A 22,269-nucleotide genomic window follows, 5' to 3' on the forward strand; every position below is an offset into this window, starting at 1 on the left:
CACCTCCCCAATTCAAACCCAACTCAACCGCAAGCCGGCTTCGCCTTCTTGCACGCATCCGCAAGCTGCGGCGGCGGATCTTTCTTGAACACCGTCTTATAAGATTCAAGCACGTTCGACTGCACCACCGGCAACGATTGCACGCCGATCCACGCCGGCGGCGTCTGTCCGATCAGCGCTTTCATCATCGCCAATGCTTCCGCGACGCCCTGGTCATAAGGACGTTGCGAGCCCGTCGCCTTGAGCGGTCCGCCCTTGGCGATCTCGATCGCGGATTGCAGACCCAGATCGACCGTCGTCACGGGAATATTCACCCCCTGCGCGCGCATCGACGTCAGCGTGTCGAGCGCCGGCTGATCCCAAACGGCGAACAAACCCTTCACGTCCGGATTGCCCGTCAGAAAGTCGCCCGCGATCTGGCCGACTTTCGACGGATCGGTGAAGTCGACCTGCTTGATCTTCAGGTCCGGACGGTTCTTCTTCATCCAGTCGTTGACCGCCTTGGTGCGTTCTTTCGTGCTGAAGTAATCCACACCGAAATTCACGAGCCCGATAGTCGAGCCTTTCGGCACGCACGAGGCGAGCACTTTGGCCGCGATCTGGCCATTGCCTTCGCTATCGGCCGAAATCATCGACGCATATTGCTCCGGATGCTTCAACCCCGTCGGCACGTTGTCCATGAACACGAGCTTGATACCGGCTTCCGACACCTTCTTGTAGGTGGCGGCCGTCGCGGTGCCGTCCACCGGAATGGAAATGATCCCGTCCGGATGGCGCTGAATTGTGTTCTCGATATCGGCGATCTGCTTGTCGACCTGGTATTCGGCGGATGCCGTGCCGATCACTTCCACGCCGTACTTCTTGAGCGTGTCGGTAATCCCTTGCACCTGCAATTGCGACCAGTCGAGGTTCATGGTCTGCATCGAAATGCCGACCTTGAATTTACCGGCTTTGATCTTGGCGACGTCGGCGGCGCTCAGTTGCACGGCGTCCACTGAAGCGGCTTTCTCGCCATTCGGCCCCTGGCCGACAATCGTCTTCGGACCGATCGAACCGACCGGCAGGCTGGTCACGCATTGCGCGTAAGCCCCCGACGAAACCAGCGTTGCAACGGCGGCCGCTGCGAGGACGCCACCTAATACCCTGTTTGAGCCACGACGATGTTGCTTCATGATTCTCCTCCGTTGGTCTTCACGTTTGTATTACGGCTTAACCTGTCTCCTGCCATTCGCGGACAACACGCGGGCACATCGCGCGGTTTCCGCCCATCACGAGTGGTCGACGTGCCCTCGTCACTTCCTGGTAAACGCCACGGCCGCGACGATGATCGCCCCCTTGATCACCAGTTGCAGCGACGAACTGACGCCAAGCAGCACCAGCCCGTTATTCAGCGTACCGATGATGAGACTCCCCAGCAGCGTGCCGAGCACGAAGCCGCGGCCGCCGAACAGGCTGCAGCCGCCGAGCGTCACCGAGGCGATCACGTCGAGTTCGAGTCCTTGCACCACATCGGGCCGCGCCGCATGCGAGCGCGCGGACAGCACGAGCGCGGCGAGTCCGGCCAGCATGCCGGTGAGAATGAACGCCAGCGTGGTCACGCGGCGCGTGTTGATGCCGGAGTAGAGCGCGGCCGTCGGGTTGCCGCCGGCGGCATAGATCTGCCGCCCGAACACGCTGTAGTGCAGCAGCAGAATGCCGGCGATCACGGCCAGCACCGTCCAGATGATCGGCACCGGTACGCCGAAAAGATCGCCTTCGCCGAAGATCGCGATGAACGAGTCGTTGCTGATGATCACGGGATGGGTGGTCGTCACCATCAGCGCGAGACCGCGTGCGGCGCTCAAGGTGCCGAGCGTGACCAGAAACGAGGGGATGTTCAGCCGCGTGGTCAGCACGCCGTTCAGCGCGCCGACAATCGCACCGGTGCCGATGCCTGCAATCGCGCCGATCATCCAGTTGTCGCCCACATACGCCATGGCGAGCGCCGCCGACATGCCCGACAACGCGAGCGTGGAGCCCACCGACAAATCGATCTGCCGCGCAATGATCACAAAGGTCATGCCGATCGCGATGATCGACACGAGCGCGGTCTGCCGGCCGATATTGAGGAAATTGTCGATGGAGAGAAACCACGGCGACGCGAAACTGAAGACGACCAGCAGAATCGCGAACGCACCATACAGCGCGTACGGGCGGTCGCCTTGCAGGAGAAGTTGCGCGATGCGCCGTGCGCGGCTTTTTTGCGGCAGTGAGGCTTGCCGTTCGGCCGTCAGCGGCGAGACAGATTCATTCATGTTGCGTGCGCTCCGGCGGAAGTCCCCGCGTGGGACTCGAAAGAAGAACGGGAAAGTTGGATCAGGTGATGCAACGCTTCGGCGTTGGCGAGTTCAGCGCGTGCAACGGTCTTGACGATGCGGCCGTCCGCGACGATCGAAATCCGGTCGCACAGGCGCAATAACTCGTCGAGATCGGACGACACGACGAGCACGCCGGTGCCCGCTTGCGCGGCGTCGTGGACCACGCCATAGATTTCCTCGCGCGCGCCAACGTCTACGCCGACAGTCGGTTCGTCGAGCAGCAGCAACTTCGGGCGCGGATGATTCCACTTCGCGAAGACCACTTTCTGCTGATTGCCGCCGGACAGAAACTTGACAGGCGTCGACGAGCCCGGCGCTTTAACGGCGAGTTCTTTCATCGAGCGTTTCGCCTGCTGCTCGGCTGCTTGACTGCGCAACCATCCCCAGCGGGAAAATTGCGGCAGTCGCGGCAAGGTCAGGTTGCGTTCGATCGAATGCTCCAGCACGAGCCCTTCGAGGTGACGATCCTCCGGCACTAGCGCCACGCCGAGCTGGATCGCGTCGGCGGGTGAGACGCGCGAGCGTGCAAGACCGTCGATCTCGACTGTCCCTGCCTCCACGCTTCTCAGTCCAAAGATGGTTTGCAGAATCTCGGTGCGGCCACTGCCGATCAATCCCGCGAGCCCATGAATCTCGCCGCGTTCAACGACGAGGTCGACAGCGCGGAGCCGGTCGTTGCTCACGCTGGAGAGCTTGAGCACTGCGGAGGCCGTAGCGTTAGAAGCCGTAGCAGGCGCGGCCATAGAAGAAGCCTCATCGCCAGCAACCTCTGCCTTTGCCTGCATGGCAGCGTGCTTCGGACCGACAATCGCCGCGACCAGTTGCTTCATATCGGTCTGCGCGGTCGAGAACATGCCGGCATTCGCCCCATCGCGAAAGACCGTGACGCGCTGCGAAATCCGGAACACCTCATTCAACCGATGCGTCACATAGATCACCCCCACGCCGCGATTCGTTACCGCGCGAATCGCGTTGAACAGAATCTGTTCTTCGCCCCCCGTGAGCGCCGACGTGGGTTCATCGAGAATCAGCACCCGCACGTGACCCATCAATGCCTTGCAGATTTCGGTCATTTGCCGGTACGCGAACGGCAATGCGCCGACCGGTGTTTTCGGATCGAGCGGAATACCATGCGAGCGGAGAAATTCGCCGACCTCGGCCATCAACTGGCGGTTCTTCACAAAGCCGAGCCGCGTGCGAGGCTCGCGCCCCAGCATCAGATTGGCGCCGACCGATAACGACTCGACCAGACTCAGGTCCTGATAAACCACGGCAACCCCCGCCTCGCGCGATCGCGCCGGCGAGTCGAATGCCACCTTCTGCCCATCGATTTCGATGACGCCTTCGTCATAAGCGTGCACGCCGCTGAGGATCTTGATCAGCGTGGATTTGCCCGCGCCGTTCTCGCCGAGCAACGCATGGACCTCGCCGGGCAGCACGTCGAGGTTGACGCCGCGCAGCGCTTGCACGCCGCCAAATCGTTTGGTGACGCCCGCTACACGGATCAATGGAACCTGAGGCGATGACGCGGCCGCGACCGCAACCGGTTCACTCATCTGGCATGTCTCCTTCGTCAATGTCGACGATTTTCTTTTCTTTGTGTCGTGCGCTCGGAAAACTCCGAGTTGTGATGCTCGCACCATGATTTTGGTGCGTCAATAACATTCGTCGCAAGAAAACGGGCCTTCTGACCCGCTCATGTGAAGATTTGCTCGTAATGCTTGTTATGATTCTATCAATCGTTGTAGCATAAGTGCGAACAAATTGTCAGCGGCCGTTGTGCGCTGCGCCAAATTTCCGGATGTCTTATGCCTGAAGCTCCTTCGTTGTCTTCATCGGTCGTCGCGCTGCGCGGCGGGCCGCTCGTTCATCCCGTGCGCAATCCCGGCACGCCGTTCGACGCGTCGTGGCTGGACGGCTTGCGCGTCAATCAGTCCGCCGTCGAGCGGCGCACGGCGACGCTGGCCACGCGTCGCACGGTCAAGAAAGACGCGCAGGCGGCGTGGTTGTTAAAGGCCGTCACCTGCATCGACCTGACCACGCTCAATGGCGACGACACCGAGGGCCGCGTGCGGCGTCTCTGTGCGAAAGCGCGCCAGCCCGTGCGCGCTGATCTTCTGGAAGCGCTCGGTATCGCGCCGCAGGGCATCACGACCGGTGCGGTCTGCGTGTATCACCGCTTTGTCGCGGCTGCCGTGGACGCGTTGCAAGGTAGCGGCATTCCGGTCGCGGCAGTGTCGACCGGTTTTCCGGCGGGCCTGATTCCTCATCCGCTGAAGCTGAAGGAGATCGAGGCGTCGGTCGCGGACGGTGCGATGGAAATCGACATCGTGGTCACGCGCGAATACGTGCTCACCGGCAACTGGCAGGCGCTGTACGACGAGGTGCGCGACTTCCGCGCCGCTTGTGGTCCCGCGCATCTGAAGACGATCCTCGCGACCGGCGACATTAAAACGCTCTCCAACGTGGCGCGCGCGTCGATGGTCTGCATGATGGCCGGCGCCGATTTCATCAAGACGTCGACGGGTAAGGAGGGGGTCAACGCGACGCTCGACGTGTCGCTCGTCATGGTGCGGATGATCCGCGAATACCAGGAGCGCACCGGCGTGCCGATCGGCTTCAAACCGGCGGGCGGCGTGTCGAACGCCAAGACCGTGCTGGCGTATCAGATCCTGATGAAGGAAGAGTTGGGCCGCGCCTGGCTCGAGCCGGCGCTGTTCCGTATCGGTGCATCGAGCTTGCTCGCCGATATCGAACGCCAACTCGAACATCACGTGAGCGGCCGTTATTCCGCTTTCAACCGTCACCCCGTAGCCTGAACAGAAGACCGATCCCATGAGCGTAGCCGAGTATTTTTCATCGATGGAGTACGGTCCCGCACCCGAGGACGATCAAGCCGCGCGCGCCTGGCTCGCGCGCCATGAGGCGGGCTTCGGGCACTTCATCAACGGCGCGTGGCATGCGCCCGCGGCCGGCGAACGTTTCGTTTCGCATGCGCCCGCCAGCGGTGAAATGCTGGCCGAAGTCGCTCAAGGCGACGCCGCCGACATCGACGCGGCCGTCGCCGCCGCGCGCGCCGCGCAGCCGGGCTGGCTCGCGTTGGGCGGCGCGGGGCGCGCACGGCATCTGTATGCGCTGTCGCGCATGGTGCAACGTCATAGCCGCCTGTTCGCGGTGCTCGAAGCGCTCGACAACGGCAAGCCGATCCGCGAAACGCGCGATATCGATGTGCCGCTGGTGGCGCGGCACTTCCTGCATCACGCGGGTTGGGCGCAACTGCAGGACAGCGAGTTCGCCGACTATGCGCCGCTGGGCGTGGTCGGTCAGATCGTGCCGTGGAATTTTCCATTGTTGATGCTCGCATGGAAGATCGCGCCGGCGATTGCAACAGGCAACTGCGTCGTGTTGAAACCCGCTGAATACACGCCGCTAACAGCGCTCCTGTTCGCCGAACTCGCGCATCAGGCCGGCTTGCCGGCGGGCGTGCTGAACGTCGTCACGGGTGACGGCAGCACCGGCGCGGCGCTGGTCGAGCATCCGCAAGTCGACAAGATCGCGTTCACCGGGTCGACGGAAGTGGGTCGTCTGATCCGTGCCGCCACGGCGGGCACGGGCAAATCGCTGACGCTGGAACTGGGCGGCAAGTCGCCCTTCATCGTATTCGACGATGCGGATCTGGACGGCGCGGTGGAGGGTGTCGTCGACGCGATCTGGTTCAACCAGGGCCAGGTGTGTTGCGCGGGCTCGCGGCTGCTCGTGCAGGAAGGCATCGAAGCGCGCTTCATCGCGAAGCTGAAGCGGCGCATGGAGACGTTGCGCGTCGGCACGTCGCTCGACAAGAGCATCGATATCGGCGCGATCGTCGATCCGGTGCAACTTGAACGGATTCAGTCGCTGGTGGAAGCCGGGCGGCGCGAAGGCTGTGCAATCTGGCAAGCGGCCGATACGACGATGCCCGCCAGCGGCTGCTTCTATCCGCCGACGCTGGTCACCGGTGTTGCACCGGCCTCGACGCTCGCGCAGGAAGAGATCTTCGGGCCGGTGCTGGTGACAATGAGCTTTCGCACGCCCGACGAAGCCGTTGCACTCGCCAACAACTCACGCTACGGATTGGCCGCGAGCGTGTGGAGCGAAACGATTGGACGTGCGCTCGATATCGCGCCGCGTCTTGCTTGCGGGGTGGTATGGATCAATGCGACGAACCTGTTCGACGCGGCGGTCGGCTTCGGCGGTTATCGCGAGTCGGGTTACGGGCGGGAAGGCGGCCGTGAGGGCATCTACGAATATCTGAAACTGCGTGACTGGCTCAACCTTGGCAAGCGTCAACCGCTTGTTCGCGAAGCCGGCGCAGGCCGCTTCGAGCCGAGTTCGAACGTCGCATTGATCGACCGTACCGCGAAGCTCTTTATCGGCGGCAAGCAGGTGCGTCCGGACAGCGGCTATTCGCTGCCGGTCCGCGCCCCGGACGGAACGCCGGTCGGCGAAGTGGGCGAGGGCAATCGCAAAGACATTCGCAACGCGGTCGAAGCAGCGCGAGCCGCGCAGAAGTGGTCGCAGGCGAGCGCGCATAACCGCGCCCAGGTGCTGTTCTATCTGGCGGAGAACCTCGCGGTTCGCGCGGACGAGTTCGTGCGGCAGCTCATGGTGCGCAGTGGCGCGACGGAAAACGCGGCGCGTGCCGAAGTCGACGCGTCGGTCACGCGCCTCTTCACCTACGCGGCGTGGGCCGACAAGTTCGACGGCGCGGTGCACACGCCGCCGTTGCGCGGCGTCGCGCTGGCAATGCATGAACCGCTCGGCGTGATCGGCATTGCGTGTCCGGACGAAGCGCCGTTGCTCGGTTTCGTTTCGCTGATGGCGCCCGCGCTGGCCATGGGTAATCGCGTGGTGGTGTTGCCGAGCGCGGCCTGTCCGCTGACGGTGACCGACTTCTATCAGGTGGCCGAGACCTCGGACGTACCAGGCGGTGTGCTGAACATCGTGACGGGCGAACGCGCCGCGCTGTTGCCCGCGCTTGCCCGCCATGACGACATCGACGCGGTCTGGTGCTTCGGCAGCGCGGAAGACTCGACGCTGGTCGAACGTGAATCGGTCGGCAATCTGAAACGGACCTTCGTCGATCATGGCCGCCAGTTCGACTGGTACGACCATTCGAGCGAAGGCCGGCCGTTTCTGCGTCAGGCCGTGCAGGTGAAGAACATCTGGATACCTTATGGCGATTGACGGACAGCCTCATTAATTAGCGTCCGCGAGGCGACCGACTGACCTGCACGCCAACCAGAAAATGGAGGAGACAACGTGCTGAAGAATCTGCAACTGCTACTCGATGCCGACGTGCCGTGCGCACGTCAGGTATCCGCCTTCGTGTCCCCGAGCCGAACCATGCAAGGGGAACGCGCATGAGTGTGAACAACTCGATCGAACGGCGCGGTCGCGTCGTGATTCTGGGCATTTACGTGACCGACCTGACGTTTCGCGCCGAGCGTATGCCGTTGATCGGCGAGACGATCGCCGGCTCCGCGTTCGCGATGGGGCCGGGCGGCAAGGGCTCGAATCAGGCGGTGGCCGCCGCGCGCGCCGGCGCCGACGTGGTGTTCTGCACACGTCTCGGCAACGACGCGTTCGGTGAAATCGCCCGCGCGACGTGGGCCAGGGAAGGCATTACGGCGCGGGCGTCGGTGATCGACGGCGTCTCGACCGGCGCAGCGCATATCTTCGTCGAGGACACGAGCGGCATGAACGCGATCATCGTCGCGTCCGGCGCGGCCGGCACGATGAATGCGGCCGACGTCGACGCGATTGAAGCGGACATTGCCGGTGCGCGAGTTTTCGTTACGCAACTGGAACAGCCGCTGCCGGCCGCGCGTCGCGGACTCGAAGTGGCGCGGCGGCACGGCGTCATTACCGTATTCAATCCCGCGCCCGCGTTACCGCTCGACGACGACATCTTTCCGTTGTGCGACTACATCACCCCGAACGAAACCGAAGCCACTGCGCTGACCGGCGTGCCGATCGCGAACGCCGACGACGCTCGCCGTGCCGCCGACGTCCTGCTCGCCAAAGGCGTCGGCACGGTGATCGTGACGCTCGGCGAAGCCGGCGCGCTGCTGCATTCGGCGACGCAATCCGTCTTCGTGCCGGCTTATCACTGTGGCCGCGTGGTGGAAACAGCGGGCGCGGGCGACGGCTTCACCGGCGGTTTTGCCGCGGCGCTCGCGCGTGGCGACGATCCGATCGCGGCACTGCGGTTCGGTTGCGCGTTGGCCGGTATTTCCGTTACGCGTCCGGGCACAGCGCCTTCCATGCCGACGCTGGATGAAGTGAATCGTGTATTGAATCAGTCGGCCAGCGACTCGCAGGCATCCTGACCGGCCCGTTGTGAACTTCGGCCAGCGCGTGAAGTTCATGAAGCATGAGGAGAGTGTTGTCACCATGAAGTCCTCGTTCACCGCAGCAAAACTGTTCGGCGACCGGCAACTGAATTTTCTGCTGATCGTCAACGTGCTCGTCGTGCTGATCGCGACGTGGCTCTCGCATGGTCAGTTCGTCGATATCGACAATCTGCAGTCGATGGGTGGGCAACTCCCCGAACTCGGTCTGCTCGCGCTCGGCATCATGCTCTCGATGGTCTCGGGCAACGGCGGTATCGATCTGTCCGGCGTCGGCCTGGCGAACCTGTCCGGCATGGTCGCGGCGCTGATCGTGCCGCATTTTGTTAATGGCGACAATTCGCCCGCGCTCTATACGTCGCTGTTCTGCGTGATCGTGGTGGTGATGGGATTGCTTGGCGGGCTGTTGAACGGCGTGGTGATCGCGCGGCTCAGGCTCACGCCGATTCTCTGCACGCTCGGCACGCAATTACTGTTCACGGGTTTCGCGGTGGTGCTTAGTAATGGCGCCTCGGTCCATGTGGACTATGTCGATCCGCTGTCGGATATCGGTAACGGTACGGTGTTTCAGGTGCCGATCGCGTTCTGCATCTTTATCGCCGCGGTGATCGTGCTCGGCTGGTTGCTAAGGCGCAGCCCGTTCGGCTTGCGTCTCTATCTGATGGGCACCAATCCCAAAGCGGCTTTCTACGCCGGCATTCCGCGTGCGCGCATGCTGATCACCACGTATGCCATGTGCGGCGTGCTCGCGTCGCTGGCCGGACTGATTAGCGCGACGCATACGTCCAGCGCGAAATGGGACTACGGCAACTCCTATCTGCTGATTGCGATTCTGATCGCGGTGATGGGCGGCGTGAATCCCGCCGGCGGTCATGGCCGCATCATCTGCGTGTTTTTTGCCGCGACGGTGCTGCAGTTTCTGTCCAGCCTGTTCAATCTGATGGGCGTCTCGCAGTTCTTCGGCGATTGCGCCTGGGGCTTTCTGTTGCTGCTGTCGCTCGCGTTTGCGGGTGGCGAGCGGGTGCGGACCATTTTCGGATTCGGCGGCGGCGGGACGGGCGCAACGGGGTCAGGCCCAAGTCCAGGCCCCGACGCCGCGCAGAAACGTTAGCGAGCGCCAGCGCGCTCGATCAGGGATTCAGTACACAGCGGACAACGAGCCCTGGCTGTCCGTCACGATTAAGTGGGCGACATCGAACGAATAAAGGAGACTTGGCATGAAACTGACTCGACTGAGCGCCGCGTTGACAGCCGGCGCGCTTGCGGTAGGCGTGATCGCGGCGGCGCATGCGGCGACCAATGAGACGATCGTGACCGTCGTCAAGGTGACCGGCATCAACTGGTTCAACCGGATGGACGACGGCGTCAAGCAATTCGCGAAAGACAATCCGGGCGTGACCGCCTATCAGACCGGTCCGGGCCGCGCGGATGCAGCACAGCAACTCAAGATCATCGAAGACCTGATCGCGAAGAAGGTCACGGCCATCGCCGTGGTGCCCTACGATCCGCCCACACTCGAACCCGCGCTGAAGAAAGCGATGGATCGCGGCATCAAGGTGGTGACGCATGAGGCCGACAACGAAAAGAACACGATGGTCGACATCGAAGCGTTCGACAACACCGCGTACGGCGCGGGCCTGAACGAACGGCTCGCTTCCTGCATGCACGACGACGGCAAGTGGGCCGTGCTGGTCGGCTCGCTCGGCAGCCGTTCGCAGGTGCAGTGGGCCGACGGCGGGATCGGCAACGCGAAGGCCAAGTATCCGAAGATGGATCTGGTCGAGCCGAAGCTCGAAACCAATAACGACGGCGAGCGCGCGTACGAAGTCGCGAAAGAAGTGCTGCGCAAGCACCCGGACCTGAAGGGGTTCCAGGGTTCGTCGTCGCTCGACGTGATCGGCATTGGCCGCGCGGTCGAAGAGGCCGGCATGCAGGGCAAGATCTGCGTGTACGGTACGGGCCTGCCGACAGAAGCGGGCAAGTTCCTCGAAAGCGGCGCGATCAACGGCATTGCGTTCTGGGACCCGAAACTCGCGGGCATTGCAATGAACAAGATCGCGCAGATGCTGATCGACGGCAAGACGGTCGAGAACGGCGCCGACCTCGGCATTCCGGGTTACACGAAGGTCACCGTTGCGAAAGGGCCGGGTAAGGGCATTATCGTGCGCGGTCAGGGCTGGGTGAACGTCGACAAGTCGAACTACAAGCAGTATCCGTTCTGAGCGCGTTGCGCAGTTTGCCTTGTCGGTCACGGCGTCCTCAACGGACTTCCTGCGGGGACGCCGCAACAGTTTCACGTCACGATGAATCGCACCATGAATCAAGACGTATCTTCAGCTAGTTCCGACGCAGCGCAGCCGTTTTTGCAAGTGGTCGGCGTCCACAAGCGCTTCACTGGCGTGCATGCTTTGCGTGGCGTGAGTCTGTCGTTCGAGCGTGGCCAGATCTATCACCTGCTCGGTGAAAACGGCTGCGGCAAGAGCACGCTCATCAAGATCATCTCCGGCGCGCAGCCGCCTGACGAAGGCGAACTCGTGATCGAAGGCGTGCGTCATGCGCGGCTCTCGGCGCTCGAATCGCTCGCGGCCGGCATCGAAACCGTCTATCAGGATCTTTCGCTACTGCCCAATATGAGCGTGGCGGAAAATGTCGCGCTGACCGCCGAACTGGCCGGGCATGCGGGCAAGCTCGCCCGCACGTTCGACCGCCGCGCGCTGGCGCGCACGGCGGCGCGCGCGCTCGAATCGGTCGGCCTGCCCGGCGACGCCGGGTTTCAGGCGACGCTCATCGAACAATTGCCGCTCGCCACGCGGCAACTCGTGGCGATCGCTCGCGCGATTGCCAGCGAGGCGAAGTTCGTCATCATGGACGAGCCGACTACGTCGCTGACGCAAAAGGAAGTCGACAACCTGATCGCGGTGCTCGCCAATCTGCGCGCGCAGGACGTGACGGTGCTGTTCGTGAGCCACAAGCTCGACGAGTGCTACGCGATCGGCGGCGAAGTGATCGTGCTGCGCGACGGACAAACCATGGCACAAGGACCGATCGCGGATTTCACCAAGGCGCAGATCAGCGAACTGATGACGGGCCGCCATTTGTCCACCGAACGTTATCGCGAAGGTGCGGTAGGGCAGGACGTCGTGCTGGAAGTACGTGGCCTTACGCGTAGCGGCCAGTTCAACGATGTCTCGTTCGCGCTGCATGCAGGTGAAATTCTCGGCGTGACCGGTCTGCTCGATTCCGGGCGCAACGAACTCGCGCGCGCGCTCGCGGGCGTGGCGCCGGCGCAAACCGGGCAAGTCGTGCTCGACGGAAAGAGCATCAGGTTGCGCACGCCGTCGGACGCGAAAGATCATCGCATTGGCTATGTGCCGGAAGATCGCCTGAATGAAGGGCTATTTCTCGACAAGACGATCCGCGACAACGTGATCACCGCGATGATCTCCAGCTTGCGCGACCGCTTTGGTCAAATCGACCGGACACGCGCGACGGCGCTCGCGGAACAGACGGTGAAGGATTTGCAGATCGCTACGCCCGGTGTCGATAAACCCGTGCAGTCGCTGTCGGGCGGCAACCAGCAGCGCGTGCTGATCGGCCGCTGGCTCGCCATCGATCCGCGCGTGCTGATCCTGCATGGGCCGACGGTCGGTGTCGACGTCGGCTCGAAAGACATCATCTATCGCATCATGCAGCGTTTGTCGCAACGCGGGATTGGCATTATTCTGATCAGCGACGACTTGCCCGAACTGCTGCAGAACTGCGACCGCATCCTGATGATGAAGAAGGGCCGCGTGGCGAACGAATATCAGGCCGATACGTTGAGCGAAGCCGACCTGTACCACGCGCTGCTGTCGGAAGCGGCATAAGCGCACAAGCTGCAGAAAGGACGTCCTACTCATGAACTCGCGCATCCATTCGCGCATGAACCAGACCATGACCACACCGACCGTCGTCGAAGTCGCCCCGGAGGTCAAGCCGCCGAGCTTGCGAGCCAGACTCGCGCGTAATCCCGAGTGGTTCACCGTCGGGCTGATCGTGGTGACGTGCGTGATCGTCGGCGCGATCAACCCGCGCTTCTTTCAACTGGCCACGCTGTTCGATCTGCTGCATTCGGCCACCACGACATCGCTGTTTGCGCTGGGCACGCTGGTCGTGCTCGCGTCCGGCGGGATCGACGTGTCGTTCACCGCCATCGCCGCGCTGACCATGTACGGCATCACGAAAGCGGTGTTCGCGTGGTGGCCCGATGCGCCGTTTGCGCTGATCCTGATGACCGGCGGGATTGGCGGTGTGATGCTGGGCGTGATCAACGGCTTGCTGGTGCATCGGTTGAAAGCGCCTTCGCTGATCGTCACGATCGGCACGCAGTACCTGTATCGCGGGCTGTTGCTGACGTTCATCGGCACGTCGTTCTTCATGAACATTCCGCACAGCATGGATCGCTTCGGCCGCATTCCGCTGGTGTCTTTTCAAACGGCGGATGGTTTGCGCGCCGTGTTGCCTGTTTCCGTCGTGGCGCTGGTGGCGGCCGCACTCGTGACGTGGTGGCTGTTGAACCGGACGATGATGGGGCGCGGTGTCTACGCAATGGGCGGCAGCCTCGCGATTGCCGAGCGACTCGGCTACAACCTGCGCGCGATCCATCTCTTCGTGTTCGGCTATACCGGCATGCTGGCCGGCATTGCGGGCATTCTGCATGTATCGAACAACCGGCTCGCGAATCCATTCGATCTGGTGGGCTCGGAACTCGATGTGATTGCCGCGGTGATTCTGGGCGGCGCGCGCATTACCGGCGGCACGGGGACGGTGGCGGGCACGCTGCTCGGCGTGGTGCTCGTGACGTTGATCAACAACGTGCTGATTCTGGTGGGCGTGCCGAGTACCTGGCAGAAGGTGATTATCGGCGCGTTCATTCTGATTGCCGGCACGCTGTTCGCGTTTCAGCGGAAGAATTGAATGCGGTGGTGTTGAACGCGGTTTGCCGCGCTTGCCGCTTGCCGCTTGCGACGCGACGCGTTATGACGCGCGCCGCGGCAAGCCGGCTTATTTACGCTTGCGCGGCGTTTGACCGGCTTCGGTGATGATCGAATCGAAGTCGTCGACCTGCGAGAAACGCACGGCCTTGACGACGCCGAACTTGCTCTTGTCCACCACCAGATGACGCTCCACGGCACTTGCCATGGCCGCCTGTTTGAGCGCGACTTCATGGAAATTCCAGCAGGTGACGCCGCGCGCGGTGTCCACGCCGCCCGCCGAGATAAACGCCTTGTTGATGCCCATGCGGCGCAGCATTTCCAGGCTTTCTTCCCCTGCGAATGAATCCGAAGAAGGAATGTAGACGCCGCCTAGCAGAATCATTCGCACATTCGGCTTGCGCCGCAAAATCTCCGCGACGTTCAGCGAATAACACACCACGGTCACGTGACGTTCAATGGGAATCAGCCGCGCCAACGTGGTGAGCGTCGTACCGCAATCGATAAACAGCGTTTCGTTATCGCCAATGAGACCCGCCGCCACGGCGGACGCTTCCGCTTTGGCCTGCGCGAAATGGTCTTTCTCTTCTTCGAGTGAGTAGCCGGCGTTATTCGGCACGTCCGTCGCGCTGACGATGTAGCCACCGAGATAGGTGAATCGTTCGGGACTGCCGGCGATGTCGCGGCGGACAGTCATCTCCGAAACGTTCAGCAGGCTCGCGGCGTCGCGCAAGCGCATCACGTTCTGCTTGGCCAGCGCTTCGGCGAGGGCGCGGAGGCGATCGGGTTTCAGCATGGAGTTCCTGTCGCGCGATGTGGGAGGTCGTTATGTTTTGTACGGTTTGATGGGAGAATTATAACAAGGTGTGTGGGTCGCGGCGAGGGCGATTATCAGATTGCCGACTGTTAAATGCGGGGCGATTTTGAATGAATAAACCGTCAACGCCGAACGGCCGGAATGGGCCGATTGGCGATGACGGTTCGGTAAAACGACGTGACGTTTATTTTGCTGCGGCTGCGCGTTCTATTGCGGCGATGTCGATTTTTTTCATGGTCATCATGGCTTCCATCGCACGTTTTCCGGCTTCGCGATCGGACCCGGTGACGAGTTCGAGCAAGCGCCGGGGCGTGATCTGCCACGAAAAGCCCCAACGGTCTTTGCACCATCCGCAAGGCGCTTCCGCTCCGCCGTTGCCCACAACGGCGTTCCAGTAGCGGTCGGTTTCTTCCTGGGTATCCGTCTCAACCATGAAACTGATCGCCTCGTTCGGCTTGTAGTTGGGGCCGCCGTTCAGCCCCACGAAGCGCCGCCCGAGCACGGTGAACTCGACTGTCAGATCCGGGCCCTGGCCCACACCCGGCATAGGGGAAGGATGACCTGCGGTGACATGACTATCGGGGAAGGTCGCGGCGTAAAACTCCGCCGCCTCACGTGCTCTGCCTTGATCGAACCACAGGCATGTTACTAGCTCGGCCATTGCACTCTCCTTGTAGAAACTCGCACTATCGACTGGTTTCGAAGCAAGCGCCAAAGGTCCATATCGTCGAGACGGTTGGCACTCTTGCTGACACGATCCCGGTTGTCGAGTTCCTGATTTACGGAAAGTCGAGTCCCACCGGGTCCCGCTTGATCGCGACGCACTTTATCTCGACCAGCAAGCACGCAACGGCGAGTTCGGATACGCCGATGGCGGTCCATGCGTATGTGCCTCGTGGGAACACGCGATTCTTGACCTCGCGGAATACCGGCATATGCGTGCTCATTTGCACGTGGTACGTCGTCATGTCGACAACGTCCTCGAACGTACAACCGGCCGCTTGCAGTACTACGCGCAGGTTCTCCCAGCAGGCCAGAAATTGCGCCTCGGGATCGGCAATGACGTCGAGATCCGCTGTACGGCCGACCTGGCCGGCGCAGAAAACGGTGGCGCCGACTTTCACGGCGGGGACATAGCCTGCACGCTCGACAATGGGTTGCATCGTCGGCGGGATGATCAATTCGCGGTCTGTCATGGGTTTTTCCGTTGCCGGGTTGAGGCGGTGACTTGAGGTGTTTCGGATTGCGGTTCGTTAGTCTCTGGCGATCATCACTTTGTTCTCGTGTTTGACGCCGCCAAGCTCGAAGTACGTTACGCCGTCCTGCAGCATGCCGCGGGAGTGGTAAAAGGAAATGGCTTTCTCATTGTGTGAGTTGACCATCAGCCAGATTGCCCGATTGCCGGTTCTCTCCAGTGCAATGCTTCTGGCTTGTGTCAGTAATGCAGACCCGATACCGCAGCCGGCGAAAGAGGCCTGAATGTAGAGCGTTTCGATCTCGGTGGGCACATCGGCATGGTGCGAATCTAAGCGCATGACGAGATAGCCGGCGAGATTGCCTTCTGCTTCGGCAATCAATAGAACGACTTGTGGGTCGCTCAATAGCGTGAGAACTTTTTCTGGCGTGAATGTCGTCAGCACATAGTGCGCGATGATCTCGGATACGCCACCTGCTGCGTAGGTATGTACCCACACCTGTGCGCCCAGTACCGCGATGCGTGCTGTGTCGGCCGGCTCGGCCGTTCTGATTGAATGCGTCGGTATCATCTTTGTTCTTTTGGGGTAACGCCGTACAGGCGGTTCGTCTGAGCGCTTGCTGACATTTCGTAATGTTGGAGTCTATAAATGGGTGACTGTCAAGCCGATTATTTTCCCCGCCAGTGAGACAGATCGACACAGAACACGTATTAATGACGTCGGCACGACAGTAGCGAAATCGGCTTGCGGGCATGAGCCGCCAGTTGAGACATGCAACTCGAGAGGAAACCATGAAAGTGGTTTTGAGTATAGCGGTCCGCACTTTTGTCACGACCAGCCTGGCTGGTGGTGCATCGGTCATCCAGGCGCAAAGCGTCCTGCCACCGCCGGCTCAGCCCTTCAAGGGCAAAATCGAGTTGCGCGCCAAAGACTCCAAAGTTGACTTTCCGCGCCAGACCACCGCGCCGGCCGGTGCCCCGAATATCCTGCTGGTTCTGCTCGACGACGTGGGCTTCGGCGCGGCCAGTACGTTCGGCGGTCCGGTCGATACGCCCACGCTCGAGCAGCTCGCGCAGCATGGTTTGCGCTACAACGAATTCCACACCACGGCCATGTGCTCGCCGACACGCGCCGCGCTGCTATCCGGGCGCAACCATCATTCGGTCCACACCGGCCAGATCATGGAAATGGCGACGGGCTACCCTGGTTACGACTCGCTGGTAGGCCGCGATACGGCAGGGATCGGCGAAATCCTCCGGCAGAACGGCTGGAATACGGCCTGGTTCGGCAAGGATCACAACGTGCCCGACTGGGAAACGAGCCAGGCGGGGCCTTTCGACCGTTGGCCTACGGGCCTCGGTTTCGAGAAGTTCTACGGCTTCATTGGCGGCGACATGAACCAGTGGCGCCCGCTCCTCTTCGACAACACCACACCGATCGAACCGTATGTCGGCAAACCCGACTACAACCTCGACTACGACCTCGCCGATCAGGCGATCAAGTACGTCCAGACCCAGCATTCGATGGCGCCCGACAAACCGTTCTTCATCTACTACGCGCCGGGCGCCACGCATGCGCCGCATCATCCGCGCAAGGAGTGGGTGGACATGTACCGCGGCAAATTCGATCAGGGCTGGGACGTGTTACGTGAGCAGACGCTCGCACGTCAGAAGCAACTCGGTATCGTGCCGCAAGATACGGATCTGACGAAGCGCTCGCCCGGCATTCCGGCATGGAACAGTTTGTCCGCGGACGACCGGAAGCTCTATGCCCGCATGATGGAAATCTATGCCGGCTATCTGGAACAGACGGACTACAACGTGGGCCGCGTGATCAAGGCGATCGACGACATGGGGCTGTCGGACAATACGCTGGTGATTTATATCGTGGGTGACAACGGGGCGAGTGGGGAAGGCGGCGTGGGTGGTTCGACCAACCTCGAAGGTGCGATGAATGGTGTCGTGCCGACCACCGCGCAAATGCTGCCTAAGATCGACGATCTCGGCACCTGGAAGACCTATAACCATTTCCCGGTTGGCTGGGCGCACGCGCTCGACACGCCGTTCCAATGGACCAAGCAGATTGCGAGTCACTTCGGCGGGACGCGTAACGGCATGGTTATTTCGTGGCCCGCGCATATCAAGGAAGATGGACAGATTCGCTCGCAATGGCATCACGTGATCGATATTCTGCCCACCGTGCTGGATGTTTCTCACGTGCCGCAACCGGTCGAAGTCAATGGCGTCAAGCAGCGGCCGATCGAAGGCGTCAGCATGGCCTATACGTTCGATCAGCCGAACACGCCTTCAACGCGGCGCACGCAATATTTCGAGCTGTTCGGCAATCGCGCGATCTATCACGACGGCTGGATCGCCGCGACGACGCCGATCGCGCCGCCGTGGGCGACCGAGGTGCCGAATGTCGACGTGATCGACGGTTATAAATGGGAACTGTACGACGTCGACAAGGACTTCAGCGAAGCGCACGATCTCGCGGCGAGCGATCCCGCGAAACTGAAACAGATGCAGAAGCTCTTCTACAGCGAAGCGCGCAAATACAACGTGCTGCCGCTCGATAACGACCGCGTGATGCGCCTCAATCCGTCGAACCGTCCGAGTCTGATGGCGGGCCGCACGTCTTACACCTACTACGCCGGCACCAAGCGCATTCCCGAAGGGGTTGCGCCGGACATGAAGAACCGCTCGTGGAGCATCACGGCCAAAGTGGAGATTCCGAAGGAGGGCGCGCAAGGCATGATCGCGACGCTTGGTGGCCTGTTCGACGGCTGGGCGCTGTATCTCGACGAAGGCAAACCGGTCTTCCACTACAACTTTGCCAACGCGGCGCATTACAACATCGAGGGCGATGAGGCACTGACGCCGGGGCTGCATACGATCGTTTTCGATTTTAAGTATGACGGCGGCGGGATCGGTAAAGGCGGCCTGGGAACCTTGATGGTGGACGGCAAACAGGTCGCGCAAGGACGGATCGAGCACACCGTGGCGGTGCGTTTCACCATGAGCGTGGAGACGCTCGATATCGGCGAAGACACCGGCACGCCGGTGAATCTCAGCTACGACGTGCCATTTACCTTTACCGGCAAGATCGACACCGTCACGATCGATCTCAAGCCGCACGACGCGGCGTCGGCTTCGATGCAGAAGGAAGTCGAGCGCAAGGCGGCCGAAGCGGCCCTGTCGCGCGAATAGAACCCGCCATGATCGACTCGCACGCGGCAGACCCACACGCATCGTCCGCCTTTTCCGACGCCGCGAAGCAGAGCTTTCACGCCATGTCGAAGCCGAGCGGCTCGGACTGCAATCTCGATTGCGAGTACTGCTTCTACCTCGAGAAAGAGGCGCTTTATCCGAGCGAGCGCAAACGGCGCATGAGTGACGATGTGCTCAGCGACTACGTGCGCAACTACATCGCGTCGCAGCCGGCCGGCCATGAGGTTGCGTTCACGTGGCAAGGCGGCGAGCCCACCTTGCTCGGGATCGACTTCTACAAACGCGCGATAGCGCTGCAAAAGCACTTTGGCGCGGGCCGCACCATCACCAATAGTTTTCAGACCAACGGACTGCTGCTGGACGATACGTGGTGTCAGTTCTTCGCCGATGAAGACTTTCTGATCGGGCTATCGATCGACGGTCCCGCAGACATTCACGACGAGTACCGGATCACGAAGGGCGGCAAGCCGAGTCACGCGCTGGTGGTGAGTGCGCTGGAGCGGCTCAGGAAACATGGCGTTCGCTTCAACGTGCTGGCCTGCGTCAATCGACGCAGTTCGCGTGAACCGCTTAGGGTCTACGAATTCCTGCGCTCGCTGGGCGTGGAGTATGTGCAGTTCATTCCGGTGGTCGAACGGCGCGCGGATCCGGCCAGCGAAGCGATTGGACTCACGCTGCAGGGTCCCGGCGGGAAGGTGTTGCTGAAGGCACAACCGCATACGGCTGAGCGCCTGACGGACTGGTCCGTCTTGCCTGAGGACTACGGCAACTTTCTGAATGCGATTTTCGACGTATGGGTGCGTCGCGACGTCGGCCAATGCTATGTGATGAACTTCGAATGGGCGCTGGCCAATTACATGGGCGTACCCGGCGCCGCGTGCCACCATCAGCCGACCTGCGGCAACGCGGTCGTGGTCGAACACAATGGCGACGTCTATGCTTGCGATCATTTCGTTTATCTGGAATATCGCCTGGGCAATCTCTCCGAGGCGTCGCTGTCCAGCATGCTGGATTCACCGCAGCAAACCCAATTCGGCGAAGACAAACTCACGACGTTGCCGCAGCAATGCCGACAATGCAGCATGTTGCGCGGCTGCTGGGGCGGCTGTCCGAAGCATCGTTTTGCCGTGACGCGCGACGGCGAAGCGGGACTGAATTTTCTCTGCGCGGGGTACTACAGTTTTTTCTCGCACGTCGCGCCTTATTTGCGTGTGCTGGCGGAGTTGATTCGCAGCGGCCGGCCTGCGAGTGACATCGTGAAGGCGACGCTGATGGTGGTGGGCGATTCTGCTGCGGCGAAGACCTCCCGCGTTTAGCGTGGCGATCTGGACGGCCGGTTAGGCCGGCGAATCCGCCGGCCTATTGTCGCAAGACCGCACGTTCACCTTCGCATTCGAGCCATGAGCGAAACAGCGCGACCAGTTCATCGGCCGACTTCTCATCCGGCACATACGTGCAATAGCTCCGCGACGCCAGTCGAGGACCGGCGAATGGTGTGACAAGCCGGCCGGCCGCGAGATCGTCGGCGATCAGCGCGGTCGGTCCCATCGCGATACCGATTCCATCGACGGCGGCTTGCAACGTTAGATAGAAGTGGTCGAAGGTTAGCGCCGCAGCCGGGGCGAGTGCGGCAATTTCTGCTCTCGCCAGCCAGTCCGGCCAAAGCCGCGGCAGGCTCGACGTATGCAGCAACGTGTGCTGCCGGATGTCTTCGGGTGTTTGCAGCGGCAGTCGCTGCAGCAGCGCGGGACTGCAGACGGGGATCCGCTCTTCGGCCAGGAATGGCCGCATCGAATAGCCGTAGAAAGTATCCGGGCCGCCGCGGATGATGACCTCATAACTCCCCGGCAGACTTTCCACCGGCTCGTTCGACGTCTCTACGTTGACGTCCACGCCGGGATGCGCAGCGCGGAATGTGGCCAGTCGCGGCACCAGCCACCGCAACGTGAATGTGGCGGGTGCGTTCACGGAGAGTGTTCGCGAGACCGGTTGAGGCAGACCGTATTTCGCGGTTGCTTGCGAGATGTGCTCGAACAGCGGACCGATTTCCGCCAGGTAGGCTCTGGCCGCCGGTGTCAGCGCCACGCGCCGGTTGTGACGCTCAAACAGCAATGCGCCGAGCCATTCCTCGAGCAGGCGCACCTGCTGACTCACCGCGCCGTGCGTGACGTGCAATTCGGCGGCGGCGTCCTTGAAGCTGCCGAGCCGGCCCGCGGCTTCGAAAGCGCGCAGGGCATTGAGCGGAGGCAATAGCCGTTTCATTCGGGGTAGTTTATCTAACGCGAAATGCGAATTTATCTCAGTTGTTCGCGGGTCACAAGATAGATATTCTGTTTACTCGATTGAATCTATCCCTTCTTTTGTGGCCCGGAATTCGCATGCTGAGTTATACCGGCGGCTTCGTCCTCTTTGCCGCCTTGCTCCACGCGAGCTGGAACGCGATGTTGCACAGCAATCGCGACCGCTTCCTTTCCATGACGTGGATGAGTATCGCCATCGCAACGATCGCCACGCTCGCGGTGGTGTTCGTCACGCCGCGGCCGGCCGCCGCGGCCTGGCCATATATCGTCGCGTCGGGGTTCGTGCATACCTTTTACAACGTGACCCTCGTGCGCTCGTATCGCAGCAACGATCTCGCGCGGGCCTATCCGATTGCACGCGGTTCGTCGCCGCTGCTCGTCACGCTCGGCGCGGCGCTGTTCGCGCATGAAGCGATCGGCCTCTTGCATGTGCTGGGGATTGTGATGATATCGGGCGGCATCGTCGCGATTGCGCTGGACGGGAGTCGTGTTTCGCGCGCCGGTGTGCTGGCCGCATTGACGACCGGCGCGACAATTGCTGTCTATACCGTGATCGACGGTATTGGCGTGCGCCTGTCCGACGGCCAGGCACTCGCCTATACCGCGTGGATGTTTCTGTTCTATTGGCTGATGCCGGTACTGTTCGTCGCGATGCGAGGACTCGCGGCGTTGTGGGCGCCGGTGAGGGCGGAGCCTTGGGCGGTGAGCTCGTCGCTGGTCGGCGGCCTCGTGTCGATCGCGGCGTACGGCATCGTGATTTGGGCGCTGCAGTCGGGTGCGATGGGCGCGGTATCGGCATTGCGCGAAACCAGCGTGGTGTTCGCGGTGCTGATCGGTCGACTGTTTTTGCGGGAGACGGTCAGCGCAAAGCGCTGGCTCGCGTGCGTGGTCGTCGCGGCGGGGGCGGTGTGTCTGGGGCTTTGACATTGTCTGAAGCGCATGATGGGGTGCTCTTGCGTCAGCGTTTCGCTGAATGCTCGCAAACTCATGTCCCCTGGCGGCCATTC

The 22,269-nt window shown here is 61.8% G+C and carries 18 protein-coding genes; 10 read left to right on the plus strand and 8 right to left on the minus strand.

Translation table 11 applies throughout. The features are described 5' to 3' along the window. Window positions 1-23: 23 nt before the first annotated feature. The 3 genes from FA94_RS22800 to FA94_RS22810 all read right to left on the minus strand — a co-directional run bounded on the left by FA94_RS22800 (window position 24) and on the right by FA94_RS22810 (window position 3,913). On the minus strand, window positions 24-1,172 hold the full coding sequence (locus FA94_RS22800; RefSeq protein WP_035555451.1) for a substrate-binding domain-containing protein: 1,149 nt from the start codon (window positions 1,170-1,172) through the stop codon (window positions 24-26). A gap of 120 nt (window positions 1,173-1,292) precedes the next feature. After that, the gene (locus FA94_RS22805; RefSeq protein ID WP_035555453.1) at window positions 1,293-2,294 is read right to left on the minus strand and encodes an ABC transporter permease; all 1,002 of its coding nucleotides are present in this window, start codon (window positions 2,292-2,294) and stop codon (window positions 1,293-1,295) included. Beyond that, entirely contained in the window at window positions 2,291-3,913 is a 1,623-nt protein-coding gene (locus FA94_RS22810; RefSeq protein ID WP_035555455.1) for a sugar ABC transporter ATP-binding protein, read from the minus strand. Before FA94_RS22810 ends, FA94_RS22805 begins: the two co-directional genes overlap by 4 nt. A gap of 252 nt (window positions 3,914-4,165) precedes the next feature. On the opposite strand from FA94_RS22810, the gene deoC reads away from it, so the two are divergent. The 7 genes from deoC (at window position 4,166) to FA94_RS22845 (ending at window position 13,702) form a co-directional block, all read left to right on the plus strand. Further along, the gene (gene deoC / locus FA94_RS22815; RefSeq protein ID WP_035555458.1) at window positions 4,166-5,176 is read left to right on the plus strand and encodes a deoxyribose-phosphate aldolase; all 1,011 of its coding nucleotides are present in this window, start codon (window positions 4,166-4,168) and stop codon (window positions 5,174-5,176) included. Between the two features lie 16 nt (window positions 5,177-5,192). Further along, the gene (locus FA94_RS22820; RefSeq protein ID WP_035555460.1) at window positions 5,193-7,580 is read left to right on the plus strand and encodes an aldehyde dehydrogenase family protein; all 2,388 of its coding nucleotides are present in this window, start codon (window positions 5,193-5,195) and stop codon (window positions 7,578-7,580) included. A gap of 176 nt (window positions 7,581-7,756) precedes the next feature. Next, window positions 7,757-8,725, plus strand: coding sequence for a ribokinase (gene rbsK / locus FA94_RS22825; RefSeq protein ID WP_035555463.1), 969 nt, complete (start codon window positions 7,757-7,759; stop codon window positions 8,723-8,725). A gap of 64 nt (window positions 8,726-8,789) precedes the next feature. Continuing rightward, window positions 8,790-9,857, plus strand: coding sequence for an ABC transporter permease (locus FA94_RS22830; RefSeq protein ID WP_035562745.1), 1,068 nt, complete (start codon window positions 8,790-8,792; stop codon window positions 9,855-9,857). A 106-nt stretch (window positions 9,858-9,963) separates the two neighbouring features. Further along, window positions 9,964-10,968, plus strand: coding sequence for an autoinducer 2 ABC transporter substrate-binding protein (locus FA94_RS22835; protein ID WP_035555464.1), 1,005 nt, complete (start codon window positions 9,964-9,966; stop codon window positions 10,966-10,968). Between the two features lie 93 nt (window positions 10,969-11,061). Further along, window positions 11,062-12,612: a sugar ABC transporter ATP-binding protein gene (locus FA94_RS22840; protein WP_035555466.1), complete on the plus strand. Its 1,551-nt coding sequence runs from the start codon at window positions 11,062-11,064 to the stop codon at window positions 12,610-12,612. Window positions 12,613-12,643: 31 nt separating this feature from the next. Next, window positions 12,644-13,702 (plus strand): ABC transporter permease, encoded by a 1,059-nt coding sequence (locus FA94_RS22845; RefSeq protein ID WP_035555468.1) that lies wholly within the window; start codon window positions 12,644-12,646, stop codon window positions 13,700-13,702. 87 nt (window positions 13,703-13,789) lie between these two features. On the opposite strand, the gene FA94_RS22850 is transcribed toward FA94_RS22845, so the two are convergent. The 4 genes from FA94_RS22850 to FA94_RS22865 form a co-directional block, all read right to left on the minus strand. Then, window positions 13,790-14,515: a DeoR/GlpR family DNA-binding transcription regulator gene (locus FA94_RS22850; protein ID WP_035555470.1), complete on the minus strand. Its 726-nt coding sequence runs from the start codon at window positions 14,513-14,515 to the stop codon at window positions 13,790-13,792. 205 nt (window positions 14,516-14,720) lie between these two features. Further along, complete coding sequence (locus FA94_RS22855; RefSeq protein WP_035555472.1) at window positions 14,721-15,197, minus strand: VOC family protein; 477 nt, start codon at window positions 15,195-15,197, stop codon at window positions 14,721-14,723. A 118-nt stretch (window positions 15,198-15,315) separates the two neighbouring features. Next, window positions 15,316-15,732, minus strand: a complete 417-nt coding sequence (locus FA94_RS22860; RefSeq protein WP_035555475.1) for a RidA family protein — start codon at window positions 15,730-15,732, stop codon at window positions 15,316-15,318. Window positions 15,733-15,789: 57 nt separating this feature from the next. Continuing rightward, a complete protein-coding gene (locus tag FA94_RS22865; RefSeq protein WP_051980667.1) occupies window positions 15,790-16,302 on the minus strand; it encodes a GNAT family N-acetyltransferase in 513 nt (170 codons plus the stop codon). Between the two features lie 221 nt (window positions 16,303-16,523). Here FA94_RS22865 and FA94_RS22870 point away from each other — a divergent pair, with 221 nt between their 5' ends. Both FA94_RS22870 and FA94_RS22875 read left to right on the plus strand, forming a co-directional pair. After that, window positions 16,524-18,941: an arylsulfatase gene (locus tag FA94_RS22870; RefSeq protein WP_063771795.1), complete on the plus strand. Its 2,418-nt coding sequence runs from the start codon at window positions 16,524-16,526 to the stop codon at window positions 18,939-18,941. An 8-nt stretch (window positions 18,942-18,949) separates the two neighbouring features. Then, on the plus strand, window positions 18,950-20,278 hold the full coding sequence (locus FA94_RS22875) for an anaerobic sulfatase maturase (protein ID WP_051980668.1): 1,329 nt from the start codon (window positions 18,950-18,952) through the stop codon (window positions 20,276-20,278). A gap of 43 nt (window positions 20,279-20,321) precedes the next feature. Here the strand turns inward: FA94_RS22875 and gcvA are convergent, their stop codons facing one another. After that, complete coding sequence (gcvA, locus tag FA94_RS22880) at window positions 20,322-21,224, minus strand: transcriptional regulator GcvA (protein WP_035555479.1); 903 nt, start codon at window positions 21,222-21,224, stop codon at window positions 20,322-20,324. Between the two features lie 116 nt (window positions 21,225-21,340). On the opposite strand from gcvA, the gene FA94_RS22885 reads away from it, so the two are divergent. Further along, window positions 21,341-22,186 carry an EamA family transporter gene (locus FA94_RS22885; RefSeq protein ID WP_035555482.1) on the plus strand — a complete coding sequence of 282 codons (846 nt, stop codon included), beginning with the start codon at window positions 21,341-21,343 and terminating at the stop codon, window positions 22,184-22,186. The last annotated feature ends 83 nt before the right edge of the window (window positions 22,187-22,269 follow it).

Origin of the sequence: Burkholderia sp. 9120, from assembly GCF_000745015.1 — a bacterium.
Classification (GTDB): Bacteria; Pseudomonadota; Gammaproteobacteria; order Burkholderiales; family Burkholderiaceae; genus Paraburkholderia.